Annotated in this window: 28 protein-coding genes; 4 read left to right on the forward strand and 24 right to left on the reverse strand. The window is 45.9% G+C overall.

The features are described from left to right. Positions 1 to 3: 3 nt before the first annotated feature. The 20 genes from NT073_RS19260 to NT073_RS19355 all read right to left on the reverse strand — a co-directional run bounded on the left by NT073_RS19260 (position 4) and on the right by NT073_RS19355 (position 11,395). The gene (locus NT073_RS19260) at positions 4 to 618 is read right to left on the reverse strand and encodes a hypothetical protein (protein WP_297376661.1); all 615 of its coding nucleotides are present in this window, start codon (positions 616 to 618) and stop codon (positions 4 to 6) included. Beyond that, a complete protein-coding gene (locus tag NT073_RS19265) occupies positions 546 to 1,349 on the reverse strand; it encodes a hypothetical protein (RefSeq protein ID WP_297376663.1) in 804 nt (267 codons plus the stop codon). Before NT073_RS19265 ends, NT073_RS19260 begins: the two co-directional genes overlap by 73 nt. A 6-nt stretch (positions 1,350 to 1,355) precedes the next feature. Further along, positions 1,356 to 2,324, reverse strand: a complete 969-nt coding sequence (locus tag NT073_RS19270; RefSeq protein WP_297376665.1) for a DUF6712 family protein — start codon at positions 2,322 to 2,324, stop codon at positions 1,356 to 1,358. Beyond that, the gene (locus NT073_RS19275) at positions 2,325 to 3,599 is read right to left on the reverse strand and encodes a hypothetical protein (RefSeq protein ID WP_297376667.1); all 1,275 of its coding nucleotides are present in this window, start codon (positions 3,597 to 3,599) and stop codon (positions 2,325 to 2,327) included. Further along, positions 3,599 to 3,889 (reverse strand): hypothetical protein, encoded by a 291-nt coding sequence (locus NT073_RS19280; protein WP_297376669.1) that lies wholly within the window; start codon positions 3,887 to 3,889, stop codon positions 3,599 to 3,601. Before NT073_RS19280 ends, NT073_RS19275 begins: the two co-directional genes overlap by 1 nt. 349 nt (positions 3,890 to 4,238) lie before the next feature. Beyond that, complete coding sequence (locus NT073_RS19285; RefSeq protein ID WP_297376670.1) at positions 4,239 to 4,649, reverse strand: hypothetical protein; 411 nt, start codon at positions 4,647 to 4,649, stop codon at positions 4,239 to 4,241. A 330-nt stretch (positions 4,650 to 4,979) separates the two neighbouring features. After that, a complete protein-coding gene (locus NT073_RS19290; RefSeq protein WP_297376672.1) occupies positions 4,980 to 5,423 on the reverse strand; it encodes a M15 family metallopeptidase in 444 nt (147 codons plus the stop codon). 112 nt (positions 5,424 to 5,535) lie between these two features. Further along, on the reverse strand, positions 5,536 to 5,769 hold the full coding sequence (locus NT073_RS19295; RefSeq protein WP_297376674.1) for a hypothetical protein: 234 nt from the start codon (positions 5,767 to 5,769) through the stop codon (positions 5,536 to 5,538). A 7-nt stretch (positions 5,770 to 5,776) separates the two neighbouring features. Then, positions 5,777 to 6,049, reverse strand: a complete 273-nt coding sequence (locus tag NT073_RS19300) for a hypothetical protein (RefSeq protein WP_297376676.1) — start codon at positions 6,047 to 6,049, stop codon at positions 5,777 to 5,779. Between the two features lie 429 nt (positions 6,050 to 6,478). Beyond that, positions 6,479 to 6,883, reverse strand: coding sequence for an ASCH/PUA domain-containing protein (locus NT073_RS19305; RefSeq protein WP_297376677.1), 405 nt, complete (start codon positions 6,881 to 6,883; stop codon positions 6,479 to 6,481). A 13-nt stretch (positions 6,884 to 6,896) separates the two neighbouring features. Further along, the gene (locus NT073_RS19310) at positions 6,897 to 7,127 is read right to left on the reverse strand and encodes a hypothetical protein (RefSeq protein WP_297376679.1); all 231 of its coding nucleotides are present in this window, start codon (positions 7,125 to 7,127) and stop codon (positions 6,897 to 6,899) included. A gap of 60 nt (positions 7,128 to 7,187) precedes the next feature. After that, positions 7,188 to 7,526 carry a LytTR family DNA-binding domain-containing protein gene (locus NT073_RS19315; RefSeq protein ID WP_297376681.1) on the reverse strand — a complete coding sequence of 113 codons (339 nt, stop codon included), beginning with the start codon at positions 7,524 to 7,526 and terminating at the stop codon, positions 7,188 to 7,190. Next, the gene (locus NT073_RS19320) at positions 7,519 to 7,821 is read right to left on the reverse strand and encodes a hypothetical protein (RefSeq protein WP_297376683.1); all 303 of its coding nucleotides are present in this window, start codon (positions 7,819 to 7,821) and stop codon (positions 7,519 to 7,521) included. Before NT073_RS19320 ends, NT073_RS19315 begins: the two co-directional genes overlap by 8 nt. A gap of 163 nt (positions 7,822 to 7,984) precedes the next feature. After that, positions 7,985 to 8,320, reverse strand: a complete 336-nt coding sequence (locus tag NT073_RS19325) for a hypothetical protein (RefSeq protein WP_297376685.1) — start codon at positions 8,318 to 8,320, stop codon at positions 7,985 to 7,987. Continuing rightward, on the reverse strand, positions 8,308 to 8,505 hold the full coding sequence (locus NT073_RS19330) for a hypothetical protein (protein WP_297376688.1): 198 nt from the start codon (positions 8,503 to 8,505) through the stop codon (positions 8,308 to 8,310). Before NT073_RS19330 ends, NT073_RS19325 begins: the two co-directional genes overlap by 13 nt. A 72-nt stretch (positions 8,506 to 8,577) precedes the next feature. Beyond that, positions 8,578 to 9,309, reverse strand: coding sequence for a hypothetical protein (locus tag NT073_RS19335; RefSeq protein WP_297376690.1), 732 nt, complete (start codon positions 9,307 to 9,309; stop codon positions 8,578 to 8,580). Positions 9,310 to 9,353: 44 nt separating this feature from the next. Beyond that, positions 9,354 to 9,776 carry a single-stranded DNA-binding protein gene (gene ssb, locus NT073_RS19340; RefSeq protein WP_297376692.1) on the reverse strand — a complete coding sequence of 141 codons (423 nt, stop codon included), beginning with the start codon at positions 9,774 to 9,776 and terminating at the stop codon, positions 9,354 to 9,356. A gap of 178 nt (positions 9,777 to 9,954) precedes the next feature. After that, the gene (locus NT073_RS19345; RefSeq protein ID WP_297376694.1) at positions 9,955 to 10,167 is read right to left on the reverse strand and encodes a hypothetical protein; all 213 of its coding nucleotides are present in this window, start codon (positions 10,165 to 10,167) and stop codon (positions 9,955 to 9,957) included. 696 nt (positions 10,168 to 10,863) lie between these two features. Continuing rightward, positions 10,864 to 11,142 carry a hypothetical protein gene (locus NT073_RS19350; protein ID WP_297376696.1) on the reverse strand — a complete coding sequence of 93 codons (279 nt, stop codon included), beginning with the start codon at positions 11,140 to 11,142 and terminating at the stop codon, positions 10,864 to 10,866. Further along, positions 11,123 to 11,395 carry a hypothetical protein gene (locus NT073_RS19355; protein WP_297376697.1) on the reverse strand — a complete coding sequence of 91 codons (273 nt, stop codon included), beginning with the start codon at positions 11,393 to 11,395 and terminating at the stop codon, positions 11,123 to 11,125. The genes NT073_RS19350 and NT073_RS19355 overlap by 20 nt, the downstream gene beginning before the upstream one ends. Before the next feature lie 200 nt (positions 11,396 to 11,595). On the opposite strand from NT073_RS19355, the gene NT073_RS19360 reads away from it, so the two are divergent. The 3 genes from NT073_RS19360 to NT073_RS19370 all read left to right on the forward strand — a co-directional run bounded on the left by NT073_RS19360 (position 11,596) and on the right by NT073_RS19370 (position 14,867). Beyond that, positions 11,596 to 12,099: a hypothetical protein gene (locus NT073_RS19360; protein ID WP_297376699.1), complete on the forward strand. Its 504-nt coding sequence runs from the start codon at positions 11,596 to 11,598 to the stop codon at positions 12,097 to 12,099. Further along, complete coding sequence (locus tag NT073_RS19365) at positions 12,089 to 12,595, forward strand: hypothetical protein (RefSeq protein ID WP_297376701.1); 507 nt, start codon at positions 12,089 to 12,091, stop codon at positions 12,593 to 12,595. The genes NT073_RS19360 and NT073_RS19365 overlap by 11 nt, the downstream gene beginning before the upstream one ends. Before the next feature lie 997 nt (positions 12,596 to 13,592). Beyond that, entirely contained in the window at positions 13,593 to 14,867 is a 1,275-nt protein-coding gene (locus NT073_RS19370) for an MFS transporter (RefSeq protein ID WP_297376703.1), read from the forward strand. A gap of 35 nt (positions 14,868 to 14,902) precedes the next feature. On the opposite strand, the gene NT073_RS19375 is transcribed toward NT073_RS19370, so the two are convergent. Both NT073_RS19375 and NT073_RS19380 read right to left on the reverse strand, forming a co-directional pair. Beyond that, positions 14,903 to 15,382 carry an FKBP-type peptidyl-prolyl cis-trans isomerase gene (locus NT073_RS19375; protein ID WP_297376705.1) on the reverse strand — a complete coding sequence of 160 codons (480 nt, stop codon included), beginning with the start codon at positions 15,380 to 15,382 and terminating at the stop codon, positions 14,903 to 14,905. 287 nt (positions 15,383 to 15,669) lie between these two features. Then, positions 15,670 to 17,436 (reverse strand): amidohydrolase family protein, encoded by a 1,767-nt coding sequence (locus NT073_RS19380; protein ID WP_297376707.1) that lies wholly within the window; start codon positions 17,434 to 17,436, stop codon positions 15,670 to 15,672. A gap of 905 nt (positions 17,437 to 18,341) precedes the next feature. Between NT073_RS19380 and NT073_RS19385 the strand changes: the two genes are divergently transcribed. Beyond that, complete coding sequence (locus NT073_RS19385) at positions 18,342 to 18,605, forward strand: hypothetical protein (protein ID WP_297376709.1); 264 nt, start codon at positions 18,342 to 18,344, stop codon at positions 18,603 to 18,605. A 636-nt stretch (positions 18,606 to 19,241) separates the two neighbouring features. Here NT073_RS19385 and hemF read toward each other — a convergent pair. Next, positions 19,242 to 20,156, reverse strand: coding sequence for an oxygen-dependent coproporphyrinogen oxidase (gene hemF, locus NT073_RS19390; RefSeq protein ID WP_297376711.1), 915 nt, complete (start codon positions 20,154 to 20,156; stop codon positions 19,242 to 19,244). A 22-nt stretch (positions 20,157 to 20,178) separates the two neighbouring features. Then, positions 20,179 to 20,805, reverse strand: coding sequence for an ATP-binding protein (locus NT073_RS19395; RefSeq protein ID WP_012926852.1), 627 nt, complete (start codon positions 20,803 to 20,805; stop codon positions 20,179 to 20,181). Positions 20,806 to 21,371 lie beyond the last annotated feature (566 nt).

A 21,371-nucleotide genomic window follows, 5' to 3' on the forward strand; every position in this document is an offset into this window, starting at 1 on the left:
TGTTTACTGTTTGTACTGTTTGAGTGTTGGCGTTATCCAGTTGGCAATAAATTTTATCTCCGACATTCTCCTCCGGTTGACGTAACAACCGCCTTTTGTGCCTTTGCCTCCGGTCGTGTTAAAGCCGATGCAACGCACATAGTCCGCGTCCGGGTCGAATCTGTCCTCGGCAATGGCTTCGATGTGAGAGGCGTACAAACTGACGGCATCCATTTTTTGCGGTTGGATGCCGCTCCGGTTGTTGCCTCGCTGATTGCGTCGGTAAATGATTTTGGTCTTGTCGGAGAAGTAGCTCGAAACCGCTCCCGGAGCCTTAACCGGGAGCCAAAGGCCGTTAACCCGATGCACGTAGTTAAATGCACTCGCGCAATAAAACGCCCGGTCGGAAAGGCCGTTGTAGCGGTTAATTTTCGAGATCCATTTCGCGTCGTTGTGGTTGGTTTTCTCGGTCATGCCGAGGTACGTCGCGGCCGTGTCGTAAATGGCTTGCCGGAGTATCGACTCATCAATCGAGACCGGCCGAGCCGGAGCGGGTCGGTCCCGCTTTAGGGCTTGACCAGATGCGAAAGAGCCGAATGTAAGAGAAATAAGGAGACTAAAAAGAGCGTGATAATACATCGTTGGAAAGGTGTTAAATCTTCGTAGAACTCGGTAATAAAGTCTTTCTTACTTCTGAAAAATGGGAGGATGTACAGGAGTACAAACGGCGCAAAAATGAGGAGCTTAACCAGTGCGAGCGGCAAATCGAAGAACTCGTAAAACTTCTCGAGGAAAAACTTTTGTATGCTCGTTGCGTCGTAAGGGTTCATTTTAAGCTCCGGCTTATCGTCGGGAATGGCCTCGTTAAGTTTTTGGATGTGCTCCCCATAGCCGACAAAGAGGCTATAGGCAAAAAAGATAACAAAGAACAAACCGACCATTTGCCAGAAAGCCGAGCCCCATTTCCGATTTTTCCCGGCTGCGGGTTTGGGCTCGGAGGCCTCCTCGAGCTCTTTGGGAATCTCAAGCCCGAGTTGCTGAGCGAGCCCGAGCGCGTTCTTTTCGGCCTCGATTGCCCAACGTAAATACGTCATTTTCGAGGCCTCGTCGGTCTCCTTAGCGGCCGAGGCTCTAAAGTTCTGCGCGTCGGTCCGTTGGAGATGGTACATATCGACCTGCGCGTTATACTCGGCCTCCTGAGCGATTCGCTTTTTATCGGCGAGCTCGGTCCGCTTTCGCTCGAGCTCCTCGGCTTCTTTTTCGAGATCGGCCTCCTCGGTTGCCAGTGTGTCGAGAACCGGGTCGGTCTCGGGCTCATTGCGCGTAATTTTAAGCGGAGCCTGCCGGATTGGTGTTTCTTTGGCTTGCATTGTTGTTTACAGGATAATAGATGTTGAATTAGTAAAGTCTATAGCCTCGGCCGTTTGGCCTTTGTTAGCCTGGTAATAGCCCGAAAAGAGCTCGGGAGTTGCCGCCGAGTCGAGGTATTTCGTAGCGCGTCCCAGATAAACCGAGGCATCGTTTAAGAACTGTTGCCGGAGGGAGTCTCTTACCCCCGCTCCGGGTGCAACCTGTTCGAGTAAGCCCGATTTCGAGCGTTGCTCGGAGATGCCGACCGGCGAGACGTTTAAGGAGAGATACGGGAGAGCCTCGAAAATGGCTAAGTGAGCAACGGCCGGGAGTAGCTCGTTAAGGAGCTTACTCTCCTGAATGGTCAGGCCGAGCCGGAGGCCTTTGCATTTTTCCTTAAGCTCATCGAAAACCGAATCCGTTAACGCTGGTCGGATATAGAGCTCCTCGGCCCGTTCGATGTAGGTAATCAACTGGTCGAACATCCGGCTTTGTTTGCCCATCGTTGGAACCCATCGGGCAAGCTCTCCGGCCGAGCGGATAAACCGCTCCTGCCGCTTTTGGTAAGCCTCCGAGCTGACCCAGGCCTGTGGCCGGAGCTCCTCGAGAAGTGAGAAAAAATCCTCGAGCGATAGGTCCAACATTTGGAGGTTCGCGTCTTTGGAGTCGATATACTCCCATTTCGTGATCGGCGTTGTCTGGTTCGGGTTTGCTTTGGTAAGGCCTAAATCGCCGACTCTGATTTTTAGATGCGGGAAAGCCAGATCGTAAGCGTACCAGCAAATGCAGGATTGAGCGAGCTCGAGGAGGTCCCGCTCGGCATTGCTCCCCGCTTCGAGTAGGTCCTCTAAATAATCCATCATGTCCGATCCAACCATCCGGCGAAACCACCGAATCGAGGTCTTAACGAAGGGCTCGACCGTCTCGAAATTTAACTTTGTCTGTATGCCGCCCAGGTGTAGCTTAAGCGTTTCGACTGTTACTAGATTGCTCATTTAGGCTTGATTTACGACGGCTTGTTTACCGTTGGGATTTTGGTCGAGGGTTGTTAGTTGTACCCCTTTGAACATCGGAAAAACGTCGGTATAACCTAGCAGCCGGAGCGCGTAAACGGTCGGCTCTAATACAATGTGTCGATGTACCGGAGTGCGGTAATGTTGCTGATAGTCGGCAACAACCCGGACCTGAGAGCCGGAGTCTCCCGATTTCGAGCCGGGAGTTACGCCCCCCAGGACCGGCAAAAGTCCGGTTGCGTTCGTGATCGAAACGTTTGCCATTTCCCATACTTTCGAGTAAGCGTCGTCGGATTGCTCATTTTTGAGCGGTACAACGTCTACCGAATCGAGGGCTTTCCCATCCTCTCCCCGGAGATAGCGGACTAACAGCGACTTATTCACGTTATCGACTCCCGAAAGCCATTGTTTGAGGGAATCGCCAAACTGCGCCCACTTTGCCGAAACCGCTTTCTGATCGAGCTCTTTGCCTCCGTCCTTATCGAAATAGTCCCGAGGCATTTTAATCAGATACTTAAGATTGTAGCCGTTTTTGATGCCGGACTTATGGAAAAGCGGAATAAGATTGGCGAGCTCTATCCAATCCTTTGCCAACCACCAGGAGGGAAAGTCGTAAAACGGATTGCCCGAGACTATCTCCCTACAATGCAGGATTGAGACAATATTCGCTTTCGGATTCCGCTTGTCGAAAGCCGGGATTTGCTCGGAATCTTTCGGGTTAAAGTATTGCCGGTCTCCGAAATTCGGGTTTAAATAAAAGTTCGAGATCGGCTTTCCCTTTCCGGCCGGTCGGCCGATTCGGGTCGTAAACGAATCCGAAACGCTAAGCAGAGGAACCCCTCCAGGCGTGAACTCGAACCGAGTAAACGGGTTGCCATTCGTTACCCGCTCGTTAATGATGCCGATAATGTAATTCTCGAGCTCGGTCTCGAAACTCCAATCCTCGAGCTTAGCGTCCGTATAGGGGTCAAAGCGTTGTTTGCCGTCCTTAATAGTCCGCTTAAAAAAGCCTAAACCGGAGGCATAGATCATATCCCGCATGGCCTCGAGGAGCGGCTTAACCTGGTTGTTAGCCTCCTTAAGCCGGTTCATTTCGTTGGGCTTGTTGTCATTGGCTCCCCAGGGTACGTGTTCGTAATTGTTGCCCCCCATTGCCGAGGCCGCTCCGAAACTCTGGTCTCTTGTGCCGGTCAGTTGAACAACCGCTCCGAAATTCTTGCTCTCGATAACGAAAGCCTCGTTATTAATCCACTGCATTAGACGGTATGATTTATTGGCCGAGAGTTGTACTCGAGGAGGAGGTCGATAAGGAGGTTAAAGGGCTGCTTTGTGGTTACGTCCTCGACTAAAAGAACGTGGTTTAGATTGACGTTGCCCCGGTATTTGCCCTCTCCCGGAGCCGATTTCGTGCTCTTACGGCATCTCGGCTTAAAGCCGATTGTGCCGTCTCTCCGGCAATATTTAAGCGAAAATTCGTGCGGTTTGCCCTCTCCTCTTGTGTCCTGATGGATTTCGGCAAACATGGCCCTCCGGCTTATTCTCTGCATGGTCGTTTGTCGTTAGTTGCTTACTTGTTCGACTCAAATTTCGGACAGAGACTACCGGCCGGAAAGGACCGTTTTACAAAGTAGATCGAGTCATTTTCCAGCGTAAGGAGGAGCTCGATTAAAGCGTCTTTGTCAACGGGAACGCCCGGAGAGAACCGGATTATAGTTGTCTGATTTTGCGAGTCAACCTCTCCCCATAGTTTTGGAGGTTGGCATCGGAGCGGCATCGGAGGAGGTAAGGAATGGATTCTTTTGGGTGAGGGCTTAGTCGCTGAAATTATGAGCGCAAGCGTCGAGAATACGACTCCTATAAGGCCTAATGAAAATGTTATATAATCGAGGTCAGTAATCACAATCCTTTGATTTTAGCGTAAACAGTTATTGCGAGAAGGAGTCGCCACCCCCAATTTTCGAGCTTAGCGGCTCGCTTTTTATTGGTTTCCTCTCCGAGCTTTTTCTTAGCCGTTACCAGACTCCCGGCCGTTTCTTTGCCCTCCTTTTGGCAGTCCTTAAGCTCGAGCGTTACCCCGCCGATTGTCTTGTCCTTTTCGGCAATGGTTGCTTTATAGCCCTCCTCCCGTTCTTTGGCGAAATCGCCCTTAATCAGATCGGCGTTTATTCGTTTGGCGTTGGCAACGAACTCGGCCCGAGCACTATCGAGCGAGGCGGTAACGCTGATTGATTGACCGTAAAGTCTCGAGCTCAGACATACGACTAGCAGAATCGAGAGCCATTTGCTCCCGGAGCTTATTGTTTTCATTTTCCAGATTTTTTATTTGTGAGTTTTTGGCGGAGAGTTGCCCCTCGTACTTAATTGAGGCTTTGAGGACCTCGGCCTCGGCGTGTTCCTTAAGGAGCTCGGTTCGTTCGTCCTGGCAGAGCTCGAGCGTTGCCCGGTTGAGAAAGTAGGAAACGCCGAAACCGATAGCGGCCGAGATAGCGACCGAAACGGCCTCCCAAAAAAAGCGGTTGTAATTACTGCGAATGAAGTTCGAGAGGTTCGTAATTGCTTGTTTCATCCTCAAAGCTGCAACCGAATCGACCTCCCGGAAAGGACCTAAAAGAGCCCTCCGGCCGGAGGGCTCCCTCATTATTTCTTAACCATCTTCTCCCATCTGGTCAACTCAAAATGAGGCTTATCTTTGATCGATTTAAAGTTCCCGCCCCAGGTGATTCCCTCAACAACCAACACGAAACCGGCAAACCATACGAACCACTTTTCGCTATAGTCGAGCGTTCCGTCCTTTTTCTTAAATGCAATATCGAACGCAAAGGAGGGCTTGTAATTGTGAGGAGATTGTCCGGCTTTCGCATTGGTAACGCGTTCGTCGGCTTCGTCTATTTTGCCGTCTTTGTCGTTATCCTTTTTGTCGGTCGGCTGCTTAAAGAGCGCGTCTTGCTCCTCATTGCTGCGAAAGGTTGCCACTAAAAACGGGACCGGCCCATCTGGAAACTTTGCCTGAAACAGAACCTCGGCTCGGCCCAATGCGTAAGCGAGGACCGGATGTAAATCGTAAATCGAACGGGATGCCATTCTCGTAATTTGGTTTGTTTTGCCCAAAGATCGGAGCGGCTCTCCCGGCCGGAAAGGACCGAAACGTCGGGCCGCATAAAAAAGCCCTCCGGTAAGGGAGGGCTTTTCTTTTCTAACCATTGCAAGCGGGTCTTTCGGTCGTTTCCTTGCTGTTTGGCATCCGGTACGTTTCGGTGTACTCCGGCTTATTTCGGGACTTAATGCAACCACATTTAATACAGGTTGCCTTTTGCCCCCATTCGGGTTTGTTGTCCCATTTATGCCGCTCGTTTCCGGGAACTACTCGAGCGGGTTTTACTTCGTTAAGGTGATACGTCCCGGTTTCGGGAGAATGATAAAAAGCCATAAGTCGGTTAGTTTTCGGTGTTGACTTGCCCTGTTAAGCTAGTAATTCGGTGTGTGTGTTTGTGCTTGCCTCCTGTTTTATACTCGTACTCAACATTGCCCGAGCACGTTGTCAAATAAACATCATGTTCGGAGTCGTGAAATCGGTAGACATTGCACCCATCGACCGTAAATAGTTTATCGAGCTTAATGGCCGGATTATCGGTTGTGTCGGTCGAGATGGGTGTCTTTTCGCAAGCTAATAACCCAACGGAAAGAGCAATAATAATTAAACGTTTCATCGGTAGTGTTCTAGTGGGTTGTTTACTTATTGCGAGCAAACTCGCTTAATGCTTGCGTAATCGACCTCGAGCGCGGCCTCAATATCTGCGCTCGGTATAATGCCGGTCGTTATCGGCCTCTATAATAAACTTTGCTTGCTCCTTAAGCGAAGCCTTAAGAATCTCCTCGGCTTTCTCGGGTGTTACGTCTACGTATTCGGTTATTAGTGAAATAATCGGATACTTAAGTTTTAGTTTAACCAGGCTCATCGAATTGACTTTATTTAGGAGTTGCGGTAATTGTCGAGTGCCTCCGATTCGTTTTCGGGCTCAATGCCTAAAGCAAAAATGAGGAGATAACCGGAGCCGACTCCGGCTAAGTACATTATTAATAAACTAAGCATTTTTGTCGTTGTTAAGGCCGGTCTCGGCCGGTGTGGATTAGTGAGACTATACGCGTTTAAACTCATTCTGAATTAACCGGATGCCCAGAGCGGCAAACCCTTTCTTAAGCCCGAATTGAGTCTCCTCGAGCACATAGGTAACGGAAGCGAAAAGACTCCGGCCGGTATAGGTCCCGGTTTGTGGATTGTACTCCGATAAGCGGAGCATGTCTCCTGCCTTAAATCCCCGATCATTACGTCGAACCTCGAACGGCTTCTCTCCCGAGGCTAGTCGGTTAAAGTGCTCCGGCCAAACCTTTAAATTATGGGTTTTGGGCTCGGTCTGGTTTTTCTTAACGGGTTGGCTTTGCTTGCCCCGGAAAATGGTCTGTAAATTCTGAACGTCGGCTTGTAGCTTACTGATTGCTCCGGGAGTTAAAACCAGGCCGGTAAGGATAGTTGCAAGTTTCATCGGTCGAGGAGGGTTAAAGTAAGGAGAGTTGATTCGTTGCGCTGAGTTGCTGCTTAAGTTCCTGGTTCTCTTTCTCGAGCTTGTCGGCTTGCTCGGCCCGAGAAATTACGCTCTCGAGGGTTTTCTTTAGTCCCTCCTGGTTAACCTTATTAAAGACTCCATGCGTAAAGCCGATGTCTAAAACGGTGTGTAATTTGCCCCCATAAGCGAGCGATAAGCGGAGGAGTTTAATTTGTTCTTTCATGGTTTTACTTTGGAAATTTGGTTGTTAAGGCCGAGCCCGAGCGAGCTCGGCCGTACTGTCTTAAATGCCTAGTTTTGCCTTAGCCTCCTGAACTCTCCGGCGAGCAACTCCGAGCCGGACTCCGTTCGTGAGCGTTACCTCCGCTCCGTCCCGATAGCTGTGCGGGTTTTCCTTCCATTTCTTGAGGAGGTAGGGATTAATGAGGTAACTCTTGTTAATCCGGGCAAACTCGGAGAGGAGTTTCGCGTAATAGCCGAGATGCCTCGAGGTTAATACCTTGCTCCCATCGGTCAGATGAAACAGAGAGTAATTAATATTTGCCTCAACATATAAAATCTGACTAGCCGGAAAGATTCGCTTGCTTTTTCCCTGTCCGGTCTCGATAAGTAGGTCATTCATTGACTGAGAGCTCGGTTTTTGTGTTACTGGCTGTTTGGATTGCGGAGAGGACTCGGCTTACCTCTTGTAAGTTCTCGGCGTTTACCAGGCTTTGCGTGATTTCGAGAATCGCGTCCCGGCTTGCGAGGTAAAGCTCCCGGTTCTCGGGCTTAAGCCGGTAGAATATCTCTCCCCGGAGGCCGGTCGTTCTCCGCTTAACGGCCGATTTGATCGGCGTTTCTGCGAGCATAAGGAGCGCAATTTCATGTAAGAAAGCATCTTTAACGGCTTTCCCGGCTTTTTGGTCATTTTGCATAATTGAAAAATTTAGAGGGTAATTGTAAGAGCCCCATTCCACACATAAGGAAGGAGTAAAGCGTAATTGCCAGAGAAAGAGCCACAATAGCGAGCGGCAATAAAACAGCGATTGCGGAGGCCGAGGCAAAAAAGATAAACAGTAGTTTCATGTAAGTAAGTAGTTAAGCGGTTAAACGGGTAAGTCCTAAATCCTTAAGTTGCTTGTCGAGCCCTCCTAGAATTTCCTGTAAGGCGTAAGAGAGTTCGGGGAGTTGTAACTCGCTCCAAAGAGCCCGAGCAACCGGGAGCGGGAGCGTAAACGCATAGGCTTTTGTTGTTGGCCTATTTTTCCAGGTAAAGACCTGGTTCGCCGTTATTTTGGAGCGGTAGTCGAGTAAGATCATTTGCTCGATACGGAGCGCGGCAATTTGCCGAAACGAGTAGTTTGCCGGATGCGGGAGGAACTCGAGCAAAGCTCCTACCTGATGCCGGTAAAGACGGAGCGTTATTTTAAACATAACTGATCGAGGTCTCCGGGTTGAACGATAACGGTCCGCTTGAGCTTTAAACAGCCTTGTTTAAAAATGACATCGACCGAGCCGGAATCGAAGGCGTTAAGCTGAACGCTATAAACCCGCTCCCGGTCTACTTTGGCAAAGGGAATAATCCGCTTAAATTTTCGTGTACGTTTAAGAGCTTTCATTCGTACATTAGGGCGTTAATACTTTGGAAATTTGGTTGTAAACCGCTCCCCGCTTCGAGGAGCGGTTTTCTGTTACCGATTCGAGGGAAATTTATTGTAAAGCATATTGACCGTTTTTAAGGCTTGAGCGGCTGCTTTGTGAGGAGGAGCTCCCGGAGGAGTTGGAGCGGCCGGAGGAGCCGGAGCCACATCGACCGAGGCCGGTCTTACGGTTGGAGAGGCTTGCGGGAGCGGATACTCCCCGTAATGGTGTTTTACTTTGTGATACCATCCCTCGACTCGATTTCGTGGGTAATGCTTTTCCCAGAGAAGATACTCGGCGCAATAGGTAACAAGGTGATCGAGCGTCGGAAAGCGGTTTTTGGTGAACTCGAAATCGTCTTGCTCCCTAGCCCGAAAGGGAATCGGTTCAGGCTTTAGGGCTTTAAAATCGGGCTCCCCTCCGTTCTTTATACGCTCGTAAACTCGGCTTAAATACTCCATTAACGGAAGCCGGAGCTTAGCCTCTCCGTGAGCCTTAAAATCAAAAGAGTAGAGTTCAAGGAGCAATGTATCCTGGCTTTTGTGCATAAACTCCCGCTTATAGAACTCCATAATAAAACATTTCTTGAAATACCCATTATTGCCGAGCCGTTGGATACAGTCGATAAGGAGCTCCTCCTTATCCTGCTTTTCGTCGTGTCCGACTATTTTCGAGTAACCGTCGAAAATCTTGCCGTTTTCGAGACGCAATACCCATCGGTACGTAGCGTTTTCGATGTCTCCTCTTAGTTTGGGTTTGGGTGCTGTTTGCGGGTAAGACATTATTCTTAAGGTTTGGAATTGGTTGATACTGATTTATTGCCTGATTAGAAAGGGAGGTCGTCTCCGGTCTCGTCTGCACTCCCAACGGCGACAAAGGGAGCCGGAGCCGGTGTCGATACGGGAGCGGCTGTCGGCCGGACATCGTTCGGCGAATTGCCCAGAGAAATATTAGAAATCTGAATCCGGATACTCGCATTTGTGCGGCCGTCTTTCTCCCAGGTCCGAACGCTCGGCTTTCCCTCGACAAGAACCTCCCGGCCTTTGGTAAGCCAACTGGCGACATTAAAAAACCGCTCCTGTTCGCTTACGCAATCGAACCAGGCAACCCGCTCGACTTTTACCCCGTTCCGGTCCTTATAGCTCTCATCTACGCCAATGGAAAAGGCAACAAATTTGCGGCCCTGGTGGTCTACGATTTTAGCATCTTGACCGATACGGCCGATTGCCTGAATTTGGTTTAGTTTCATTTGGAAATTTGGTTTTACGTGTGTGTTGTTTTTCTTCGTTTTAAGACCTTTACCCCCTATCCGCTTAGTTTGGGGAGCTTTAAAAAATATCTCCCCGCTACGGGCTCGAAATGAATCGAGGAGAGAAATTCGAGGATTTGCCTCTTTTTTTGGATTGCTTTTTCCTTTGGCCTATCGTTTACCAGATCGTAATTAATAGACCTTGAATTTTTGCTTGGATGCTGAGCGCGTACCCTTTCGTTAGCTCCTGCAACTTGTTGACCTGGTAGCCCATTATTTGCCCCTCGGGAATCGTTATTAACATCCCTTCGGAAGTTTTCTCGGTCCTGATGCCGAATAAGCCTAGCCGCTTTACTTCGTCTGTTATCCGGTTAAATTCTTGTTCGTTCATGGGTTGGAATTGGCTGTTTTCTTCGTTTTAAGGCTTTTAATGCTTATTGTCGTGTTTGAGCAGACTTAAAAAATTATCTCCTCGCTCTCGGCCTCCCTCGGCTCCTACTGCCAAATTTTGACTTTTGCCCCATTTTTCGGCTCGAATTTTTCGGGTTTGAGGCTGCTCGATTTTCGGCCGAGGCTCGACTCCTGTTAGTCAGTTAAGGAAATAACCTGAGTAAAAAAAAGTTACACAAAATGTTTACTAGTTTACAAAAAGTTAATCTTAGTTTGTTAGTCTTATTGTTAACATGATGTTTAACATAAGTTTAACATGGTGATTAACAGGAGTCCCGCAAAAAAAAGCTGCCATTTTGGCAATAGACATCCGCTCGGCCGATGAAGCCAATTTTTTTGATTTTCGAGATTGGAGGCTTTTGCTCGCGTTTCAAAAGCCGGTTACGTAACTAACGGTTATCTATAAACGTAAAGAGCGAGGAGGCTTTTTAGAATCTCCCTCCGAATCGTTGCCGGAGGGAGATTTCTGTAACCAATTCCTAAACCCTTTATTACCGTTACGGATTTTCCGTTGAGAGAGCGAGAGGAATCGAACCTCTCAAAAACCATTCTCTCCGGCCGATCTTTCCCGGCTGTCATGTTAACGAGCCTCTATTCTCGTTTTCCTGGTGTCAAGGGAGGAGCGTCTCCCTATCGGTTAAGCCGCCGAAACGCTCTCGGCTCCGGTCTCCCGGACTTTCTCCTCTCGGGTTGTCCATTGAGCGACTGTTTTCTCGTATGCCGAGCGTAACAGGCTCATCATATTTTCTAAATCTCTTACCTCCCTGAATAAAACGACATCGAGAGGATGTCTCCGGTTTAGCTCGGCCTCTCGCTCATCCTTTGCGGCCCGGAGTCTCCGGTACAATACGCCATAGGTCGGAGAGGTCTCGAACTCGAGCGAGACCGTAAATCCCTTAAACGAGCTCGAGCTCATGGTTGGGAATGTTGATCGACTCGGGGAGCGTGTTCGTATCAAAATGCTTTTGAGAGAACCCGAGAAACCGAATCATTAAAGAGCTTACGGAGCCGTAAACATCGGTAAGGCTTTTTTTAGGGTTGCCGATAACCGACCGTTTAAAGTACGTTAACTTATCCCTTTTGGCGAGTTGACTGTTAAACTCCTTATAAGCCTCCTTGTCGGATGCCTTAAGAGCTTGATAGTGTTCTTTTATGGTGGGCTTACTCATAGGGTTTAAATTAAAAAATAACCGTTCTTAAACTTTTGCTAGGTTTTTAGCGTATAGACTACAAGATTTGTTACAGGAATTGTAGCAGGTCTTGTTACTATCTGAGAACAATATTATAGAGGAAGTTCACTAAAAACAAGAATTTTCTATATTATTTTCTTGGCCGCATCCTATAAACCTATAAACCAATCAGTTACAAAGTGAAAAATAATACTATCAAAAATAGTAAAAGTTCTCGCAAATGGATACTATACTCTATAGGTGTAGTTATGTTCCTTTACGTCTTAGGCAACTTATTTGCATCAAACGACCCAAAACCACTAAAGCCGGTATTGGCTCTTGAACATATTGCGAATCATAGTATAGAAGAAGTTCAAAAAGAAGTTGGCAAGGGTGAGTTTAAGCTCAACTGGAAGGACAAGAAAGCAGGATGTTTAACGTGTCCGAAATACACCTATAAAGATGATTCTTTAGAAGTTATTTACATTGATGGTAAGGCTGATAGGATTACGTTAAATCATTTACAGGCTTACCCCTTTAACGATTACTTTATCACTGCACTCGGCTTACCTTATAAAGAAGCTGACTTTAAAAATGAAAGCGTTATTCGTTGGTATAATTATCAAGGCTTCAAAGAAATAATGACTTTCAACGATGGAAACGGTCAAGTTCACTATGGCCTAATAAAAACTCATGCAGATTAAACCTAATTCGATGGAAATGGAAAACACAATCAATCAGCGCATAGCTGCTATTATCACAGAGTTAGGGATGAACCCTAAAACGTTTGCGGAATCCCTCAATAAAACACCCACAGCTATTTATACTATCCTCAAAGGAAGTAATAAACCTGGCTATGATATTTTAGAGGCGATTCTTTTAGTGTATCCAGAGATTAGCCCTACTTACTTAATGAGAGGTGAAGGCGAAATAATGAAGGTTGAAGTAGAAAAGGCTTCAATCGGAAATAGTTTTGGCTCACAAGTTGTCGAAAAGATTCTCGAGGAGTTCCAAGCCTTAAAAAGCCAACTTTCTATTAAAGACAGACAAATCGACGGTTTGCAACGGACCTCGGAATCGTTGCAACGAACGATTGACGTTTTATTGACCTCCCGCCAACCGGCCGATAAAACGTCTTTTCGTAATCCTGTTCTCGGGACCGGAAGTACTAAGCCAGCGTATCAAGGTTGGGTAGACTAACCTTTTTTTTGCTGTTGCGGTAGCACTTTAGGGAGCAGGCTGTTAACTCAAGTAGTTAACGCGGTCTTTATCAGGTTCTTAGAAAGAAAGGTACAATACCCTCTCTCTCTGCAAAAATCATCAAATTAAACTCAGAGGAGCCAGTTAGCCATAAGCCGACTGGCTTTTTTTGTGCCCTTCAGTTTCCCCCCGCTCTGTTCTTGATTTATTGAAAGTCAGTACCAATCTGTTTCCCGCCTAGCTTACATTAACTCAGAAAACTTCATTCTACTACGCTTCACCGTCAGCCTGTTATGTAATAGCTAAGGCCGGACAGAGCGTATATCATCCAGCGAATTAACAGTTTACCTAAATGATTAAAAGATATTTTACTGTTTACTATATTTTATTATAGTAACTTTAAGAAATTATGTACATTTGTATTTATAAACTTTAGTAAGCTTTAATTTTTTATATTTATTAATTGGTTAAGACAATTCGACAATTTTGTATTTACTTTGTGTCACCCTTATAACTAGTTAGTCCTATGGATATTAAGAAGAAATCGCTTTTATTAGTGCCGGGCCCCTGGACTCTGGTTATAGCCATCTCGGTTTATGTCATTTACCTTCTATTTTCAGCCATTTTGAATTAACTTCAGCTATCCATAAATCTGCGTAATACATCTATCTAATTCATTTTTTTACTACTTAGGTTAGGACTTAATTAGTCTGATCTTCTGCTACTTGTGCTTGTTAACAGAACATCGTTGATTCGATGTGGGCAGTTCTATGTTCCCTTCCAGGGCGTCTTTTAACGGGTTTTTACCGCTGTATATACCGACGGCAGAGGTTTTATTCAGGCTTTCCGATCCCGTGCAGGCCATTCTCACAATCAATATTTGAATCGGTTAATTGACTGACCTCTTAGTAGAGGCAGCTACATGCTCACCTTTGTATATAATTACCCTTCGGCCAATTAATTGGCAGGTCTCAATTACAACGGGTAATTCATATAGATGACAGTTATCGCAAAATCTCGCTGGTACAGGCTCCTCCCTATTGCTTTTATCACCTACAGTCTGGCTTATTTAGACCGGGCAAATTTCGGATTCGGCGCTGCCAGCGGCATGGCCGCAGATTTACACATTACCCCGGCTATGTCTTCGCTGCTGGGATCGCTATTTTTTCTGGGCTACTTTTTCTTTCAGGTGCCCGGAGCTGTTTATGCCGAGAAGAAAAGTGCCAAATCCTTAATCTTCTGGTCCTTGATTTTGTGGGGCGGGCTGGCCATGGCAACCGGCATAATCAGTAATGTCAATCTACTGATTATCATTCGTTTTATGCTGGGCGTAGTTGAAAGTGCGGTAATGCCATCAATGCTGCTTTTCTTAAGCCGGTGGTTTACCAAAGCAGAACGCTCCCAGGCCAACACATTTCTGATTCTGGGTAACCCGGCCACAATTCTCTGGATGTCGGTACTATCCGGCTACCTGGTTCAAGCTGTCGGATGGCGCTGGATGTTTATTCTCGAAGGTCTGCCAGCTATTATCTGGGCCTTTTTCTGGTGGCGACTGGTTGATAATACACCCGAAGATGCCACGTGGCTAACGGTTGATGAAAAGAAAGCGCTTATCGATCAACTACAACGGGAGCAACATGGCATAAAACCGGTAAAGAATTATGCACAAGCGTTCAAATCCAGAATTGTCATATTACTCAGCCTGCAGTATGCCTTGTGGAGTATTGGCGTTTACGGCTTTGTGATGTGGCTTCCTTCCATTCTTAATGCGGCACCCAACATGACGATTGTTAAAACAGGCTGGCTGTCATCAATACCTTATGTACTTGCCATCATTGGTATGTTAGGCGCATCCTATTTTTCGGATAAAACGCTCAACAGAAAATCGTTTGTGTGGCCGTTTTTACTTTTGGGGGCTATTGCCTTTTATGGCTCTTACCTGGCTGGAGCCAATCATTTCTGGATTTCATTCCTTCTGCTTATTATTGCCGGGGGAGCCATGTATGCCCCATACGGTCCATTTTTTGCTATTATTCCCGAACTACTACCCAGAAACGTAGCCGGAGGAGCTATGGCCCTGATCAATAGTTTTGGCGCTTTAGGCTCATTTATTGGTGCCTATATAGTAGGCTATCTAAATGGCTCTACCGGTGGTTTCGGCACATCTTATCTATTTATGGCAGGATCGCTTTTATTATCTGCTGTTATAACCCTGATTGCGCTGGATAAACCAGCTACTACCAAGGACAACAGACCGGTCACGCTCAGCTAAGCCTTTGGGATCGTCGGGTCTGATCTGATTTATCCTTAATTAACTTTAATCAAATCAATTTCGAAAACGAGTATAGAATTTGCCGGAATGTCATTCTGTTCCTGCGCACCATAGGCCAGTGTGGGTGGTAGGTAGAGCGTAATTTTACCACCGGGCGCTACCAGCGGAATTCCCTCCTGCCAACCAACAATAAGTTGGTTTAAATCGAACCGTATGCCCTCAGCGCTGTCGAACACCTTTCCATTAGTCAGCTTACCGGTGTAATTAACCGTCACATTTGAGCATACGGTTGGTTTAGTGCCCTTTCCGGCAGACTGTATGGTATAGTAAAAGCCCCGGCTATCCGCTTTAGCATTAATCCGGCTCGTTTCAACGAACTGCTTTACCGCGTTGATCTCACTTTCAGGCGCTTTCGTGGTTATGGCCGTTTGCGTGCATGGTACCTGATTGGCCTGTTGACAGCCCCCAATAATTAGCGACCAAATTACTAGTAGTACCCAACTTGTTTTCTTCATTATTTTGCAATTGTCATATCTGACAGGTTAACTGATGTTTTCAACATTCTTAACCGGCAAAGCCAGTTTATCTTCCACACTACCGCTTTATCTTACAAAGCGCAGCAAACGTACATATACTTTTCCCTTACTTCGCTAATCAATATACCGCTCTCAGGTAAGAAGCTGTTTAGAATTTCAATTTTGGCTTGTTTCCAGAAGGTGGCTCATCATGCTGAAACAAGTTCGGCACGACGCGCCAGAGAGCTACGTTCTGTAATCCTAAATGGCTTCTATAGAATGGCTACTTACTGGGTGAAATAGACTTTTTTGATCTTCCCGTTTTCAATTTTATAGATGGCAACGGCCTCCATCGGAGCCTTGCCAGCCACCACTGTAACCCGCTCGTGGTCTACGACGGTGTTGCCGACTACCATTCGGTTAACTAATTCGCAATGCAGCGCGGATGCCTTGGCAAAAAACATTCCGTAATCTTGCCGCATGGCGTCTTTACCCTTGCTAATGAGCTTGTTAGGCAAGTCATATAGCTCTATGTCGTCGGCGTAGGGTTCCAGAAAGGCCTCGATGTCGTGCGCATTATAGGCGTTCAGCTGCCGCTGAGCCAAGTCTTCGGGCTTGTCGGCCAGAAGTTGCGCCGGAGTCGTTACGAACCCTCGGTTTACGACCGTCTCAATGCGGATCAGGGCGTTCAGGTCAGCCAGTGGATTCTGTGAAAGCACCAGTATGTTAGCCCATTTGCCTTCGGCCAAAGAGCCAATCTGACCTTCTTTACCCAGAATTTTAGCCGCATTGATCGTTGACGCCTTTAACAGATCAGCATTGGTCAAGTCCGCCGTTTTCATCTTGCGCAGTTCATCGATATAGGACGTACCGTGAAACGTACCAGGATTGCCCGCATCCGTGCCGGTCACTACGTTAATACCTGCCCGCCACACCCGGACCAGATTAGCCCATAGAAAAGAATTTCGGTCAGTTTGTATGCGCTGATAAGCCGGACTATTCAGGAAATCACCAAACTCTTTTTGCAGGGCTGACTCGGGAAGGTGCTTCATGTCGAACAGCGTGCCCAGCACATAGGGGTTGGCGCGGGTAAACTCGTAAGGAGTCAACTTACGCTTATCTGTAAAAAAACCGGTATAGCCCTCGGCCACTACCATTGTCGGACAATAGCTAACGTTCCGTTGTTTCATCAGCGCAATAAGTTCGTCATCGATTAGTCCATCTTCGGGGCTATGAACCAGGTAATCGGCGCCGTATTTTACGCCTAATTTGGCGGCCAATAACTCCTGCGTATGAATGGCCACTTTTAGTCCATTCTTATGACTTTCATCAATGGCAGCCTGAACCATTGCCTGCGCCTGTTCACCCGCACCGACGCCCCGTACGATGAACCAGATTTTGATAAAATCCGGCTTATAAGGTAACTGCCGACGTACCTGTTCACGAGCTTCGTCGGGCGTATTGGCTTTAATAATGGGCGAATCCTCAAGCTTGAACGCTTCGGGCTGGTAGGTTGAAATCAGCGGCCCCGTCATCAGAACCTGCGGACTGGTGTATCGCTGGTTATATCGGTCGCGATAGGCAAATTGAAAAAGCGGTCCACCGATGTCAATCACGGTCGTGATGCCGCAGGCCAGATACCGACGTAGTAAATCGCCCATGTTGTCGCGCAGCCATTTACGCTCGGTTTCGTAGGGTCTATATTTGGTCAGATCAATACCATCAGGCCGGGTATATAATCCACCCGACTGAAACAGATGGATGTGGCTGTCAATCAGGCCCGGCATCAGCCATTTGCCCGTTGCGTCGACAACCGTTGTGCCCGCTGCTGTCGGCAGTTTTTTGCCGATTTTGCGAATGATACCGTTTTCGATGAGCAGGCTCATACCCTCGCGAACCTGACCCGTTTCCACATCCACAAGGTTGCCGTTGGTAATCAGCACCGAACCCGGCGGAGCAATCGTTGTCGAATCGTTCGTTAGCGACTGATTTTGGGCTAGGGACGTAGTAGCGAAAAATAAACTTGACAAAAGGGTCGATATCCAGCGAAGCATGGTTGTAAAAGAGAATTTTAGCGAAAAAGAACCTATTTAAAAATGCTTGAGTATACGATTGATGTTTGATAAATACACGAATGACTCGTGCGAATTGGCACCACATTCATAATTTTTACTCAGCCGTCTCGACCATTGGAGCAGTGCTATCGCTTCGGCGCTCCGATTCCAAAAGTAATTGTAGCACAGCGGCCAAAGAGGCAAATCGTTGGGCATTTGTCACCATTGGCCACAGGTTTTGACGATGTAAAGTAAGACGTTCAAGATAGCCCGTAGGGAAGATCGCTCCAGTGGCGACCCAGTTTCGTTTTCGCTTTTCAGCCAGGATTTCCTGGATGACTTTCCAGGCAGAATCACAAGGCCGCCGGAGCGGTTAGATCTTGGAGATACCGCTTTGTTAGGCTGCCGGTGCGGTCGACTCATGCCCCAGGATAAGCTGATTCTACTTTTTTAATATTTGTACACCGTTTTTAAAGAGGCTCTAAAATTAGTTGAATTAGATAGAAGCACAACTCGTAAAAAATTGACTATAAGCAATAATCGTTCGAGGTTTCTTACTTATGACCGAGCCAAAAGAATTGTTTAATCATACTATGCTATGACCGTAAGCGCTCATGCGAATTTAATTTAATTTCAGCCGTATACATGCTTATAAAAATCACTTATCCTGTATGAACACCAAATAATTATAAGCGTAAGAAAGTGTAGTTTCACTAGTGTAGACACTCAGAAGATCGGCTTTGTATTGATATTGTTTTTAAGGGACTCTTAAGGTCTTTTACCTTCTGTAGACCAGGCTTTTATTTACGATTTAAAATTTTTTTTAAAATAATATTACCTTTAGAAGAACTAAATATCAATAAAAAAGTTATTATTGCCTATCCGTAACCTTAATCTTTCCGTTTATGCTGTTCGAGTTTTCTACGATAAACAAATATACGCAAATTCGAAATTTTTCTTGGTGGTTTACTAATCTGGAATTTGCCTTTGATGCCGTGAGTCTTCTTACGTTGAAAGGTAACCAGATTATTAAGATTGAATTAGTTGATGATAACCAACGCATTCAGCTTCCGCCGGAAGCTTTTGATGGACGAAGTATGTCAAATCACTTAAAATCCCTTGAAAATGAGTGGGTTGAGTTATTGAACGTATCAATTAATATGCCTTAACACAAGGTATATGGCGGTAAATAAAAATCAAATCGTGTCGTAATTTATACCGTATAAAAGATAATACCTGATTTCACCAACGTTTTATTAGCTGTTGGTAAAATCAGGCATTATCTTTTATCATTTACCATGAGACAAGAGCTGTTATACAGATAAAAGCAACTATAGATTTTCTATAAAAAATTGCACTCATTAGATTTTCGTTAACAATATTATTTAGTGTTGCTACATTATTTTTCTTCAGCTACGTACACGAATTTTATCAATTTACCCCTTCAACTGGGCGATAAAACTCAGGCTATTAGGCTTGAAAGTAAAATATCAAATAGCTGTAGCCCAGATACTATCCTTAACTTGTAAACGTTCCCATTATGTCGAATTTTCGCCCATACTTTTATCCAAATTTTTATTATTTAAAATATATATATCTTCGAGATGGCTGTAATTTATATACTGGTATGTAAATAAATTACAGCCTTACTATTTATTATGCAAGTCGAATACCCGTTGTTTTACCTTCAAACCCAAAAGCCTTTGCATGATCAAAAAGCAACCTGATTATCAGCGCCTAATAACCAAAGAGCTAGTTAAAATAACGCTTGGATTGAACTATTATCCTCAATTTATTTCCTATAGTTAAAACCAGTTTATTCCTTTACACAACAGGGCCTGTGTTTTTTCTTCTGCACTATTGGGCTCAACTTTGAAATCATAGATCCAGTTTGCCTGAGGAGGCATACTCATCAATATGGACTCCGTACGACCATTCGTTTCTAGCCCAAATTTTGTACCTCTATCCCAAACAAGATTAAACTCAACATACCGGCCACGACGCAGCAACTGCCAGGATTTCTCCCGATCACCATACGACAAATGACGGTTTTTGTTCATGAAGTGCGTGTAGATCGGAGCAAAAATATTACCAACATCCTGTACAAAACCGAATATATCTTTTTTGCTGTACTCGTCGGTTGGCTTAAGGTAGTCAAAGAAAATGCCCCCTATTCCACGCGTTTCCTGCCGGTGCGGAATGTAAAAATAATCGTCGGCCCAAGGTTTAAACGTTGTATAATAGGTTGGGCTATGACGGTCACAAACCGTTTTAAGCTCCTGATGAAACCATTGGGCATCCTCTTCCACTACATAATGGGGTGTCAGATCAATACCGCCACCAAACCAGTTGTGCCCTGTACTCATTTCAAAGTACCGGACATTCATATGTATTATAGGGACAAGTGGACTGTGGGGGTGTAAAACGATTGATACACCTGTTGCATAAAACTCTGCAGGTTTCGTAAGGTTCAGCGTTCGCAACGTTGCCTCTGTCGCTTCGCCGTGTACAGCAGAGAAGCCGACCCCTCCTTTCTCAATTACGGTTCCATTGGTAATAATTCGCGAACGTCCTCCACCACCACCCGGCCGCTCCCAGGCATCCTCCCGGAATTGCGCTCCTCCATCGGCCTGTTCCAGCGAATGGCAAATCCGATCCTGGAGATCCTTAAAATAAGCTGATATCTGTTCTTTTGTGATTGCTTCCTGCTGTGTTACCATACTTACAAAGATACTACATGGATCACTCTGCCAGTTTAAGCGCGTAGCGTACCGGGCGAGGTTTATCTATTAAAATCAGTAATCCCCGCTCTGCCAGTTGCCGCAATAGTTTCCCTGCTCTATAATCAGATATATTGATAAGTTTCCCAAACTTATCAGAAGTAATGAATTCATTCTTACGCAGATACTGGATCAGTGTTCGCGCCATCGGTGATTTCAGCAATTCACGATCCGCCATTTGGGGGGTAATTATAAGTTTGCTGGTAGGTACGGATTTATCTTTTGCCCGAACATAGATAGTGCGTTTCCCTGATTCATCCATAACGTAATGTGGCTTATCATCACTTTCGGGTATGGTGATAACCAGGACAAGCCGACCGTCGGGAGCCATAGTTTGGTAACTAATCGAGAGTGCCGGATCAACCAGACGGTCGGTTGCTTCCTCAACCTTCTGCATCTCCCGAAACTCGGATGCAACACCCACTATTTTGCCACTATCCGAAACGCCAATCAACAATGTCCCCCCCGATGTGTTGGCGAGGGCAGCCAGTGTCCGCGCTATCCGATGTGCTGAGGAGAGCGTGCGTTTAAACTCCAGGCGAGTATGTTCTCCTTGTTCTATTAGATCATTAAGTTGATTTCGGGTCATATATACAGAACTACCAGCCTAAATGTTTGTTACTTACTGGTGCATTAATATACATCCGACATCAGATAAACCCCGCTGCCCAAACTATTTTTTCGTATGTATGAACAGCCAATAGAATGTCGATTTATCATCATTAATAGGCTTACTAATATAGCTGAATTCTGTATTGATTTCCACACTATACATATGTGTATATCAAAAAGAATCAACTGCTTTCTAAGTGAATTAATTATTGAAGTGTTTATGTAATTACAGAAATTTACTCTTTTCTTTTTAGTAAAATAATTCAACAAGGCCTTTGTCACTAAATATAAACAACCTTTACAATACACGTTACAACGCAATTTATCAATTTTCTTATGGCTTATTATATGTAAGCCTCCCCTCACCAGCAAAAAATTACTTACCTCTTTGCTTAAGTTGCTGATCAACCTTGTGGGGTAGTCGCAATCCCTTTTAGAGAGTTGTTGGTTATCAGCCAAAGCTTTATACTAAATACCTTACTACCCAGTTAAAATTCTCTACATATTGGTGTTACCGAGTTATTACATTACTCACCCATAGCC

The sequence above is a fragment of the Spirosoma sp. genome (assembly GCF_026391055.1).
In the GTDB taxonomy this organism is placed as follows: domain Bacteria; phylum Bacteroidota; class Bacteroidia; order Cytophagales; family Spirosomataceae; genus Spirosoma.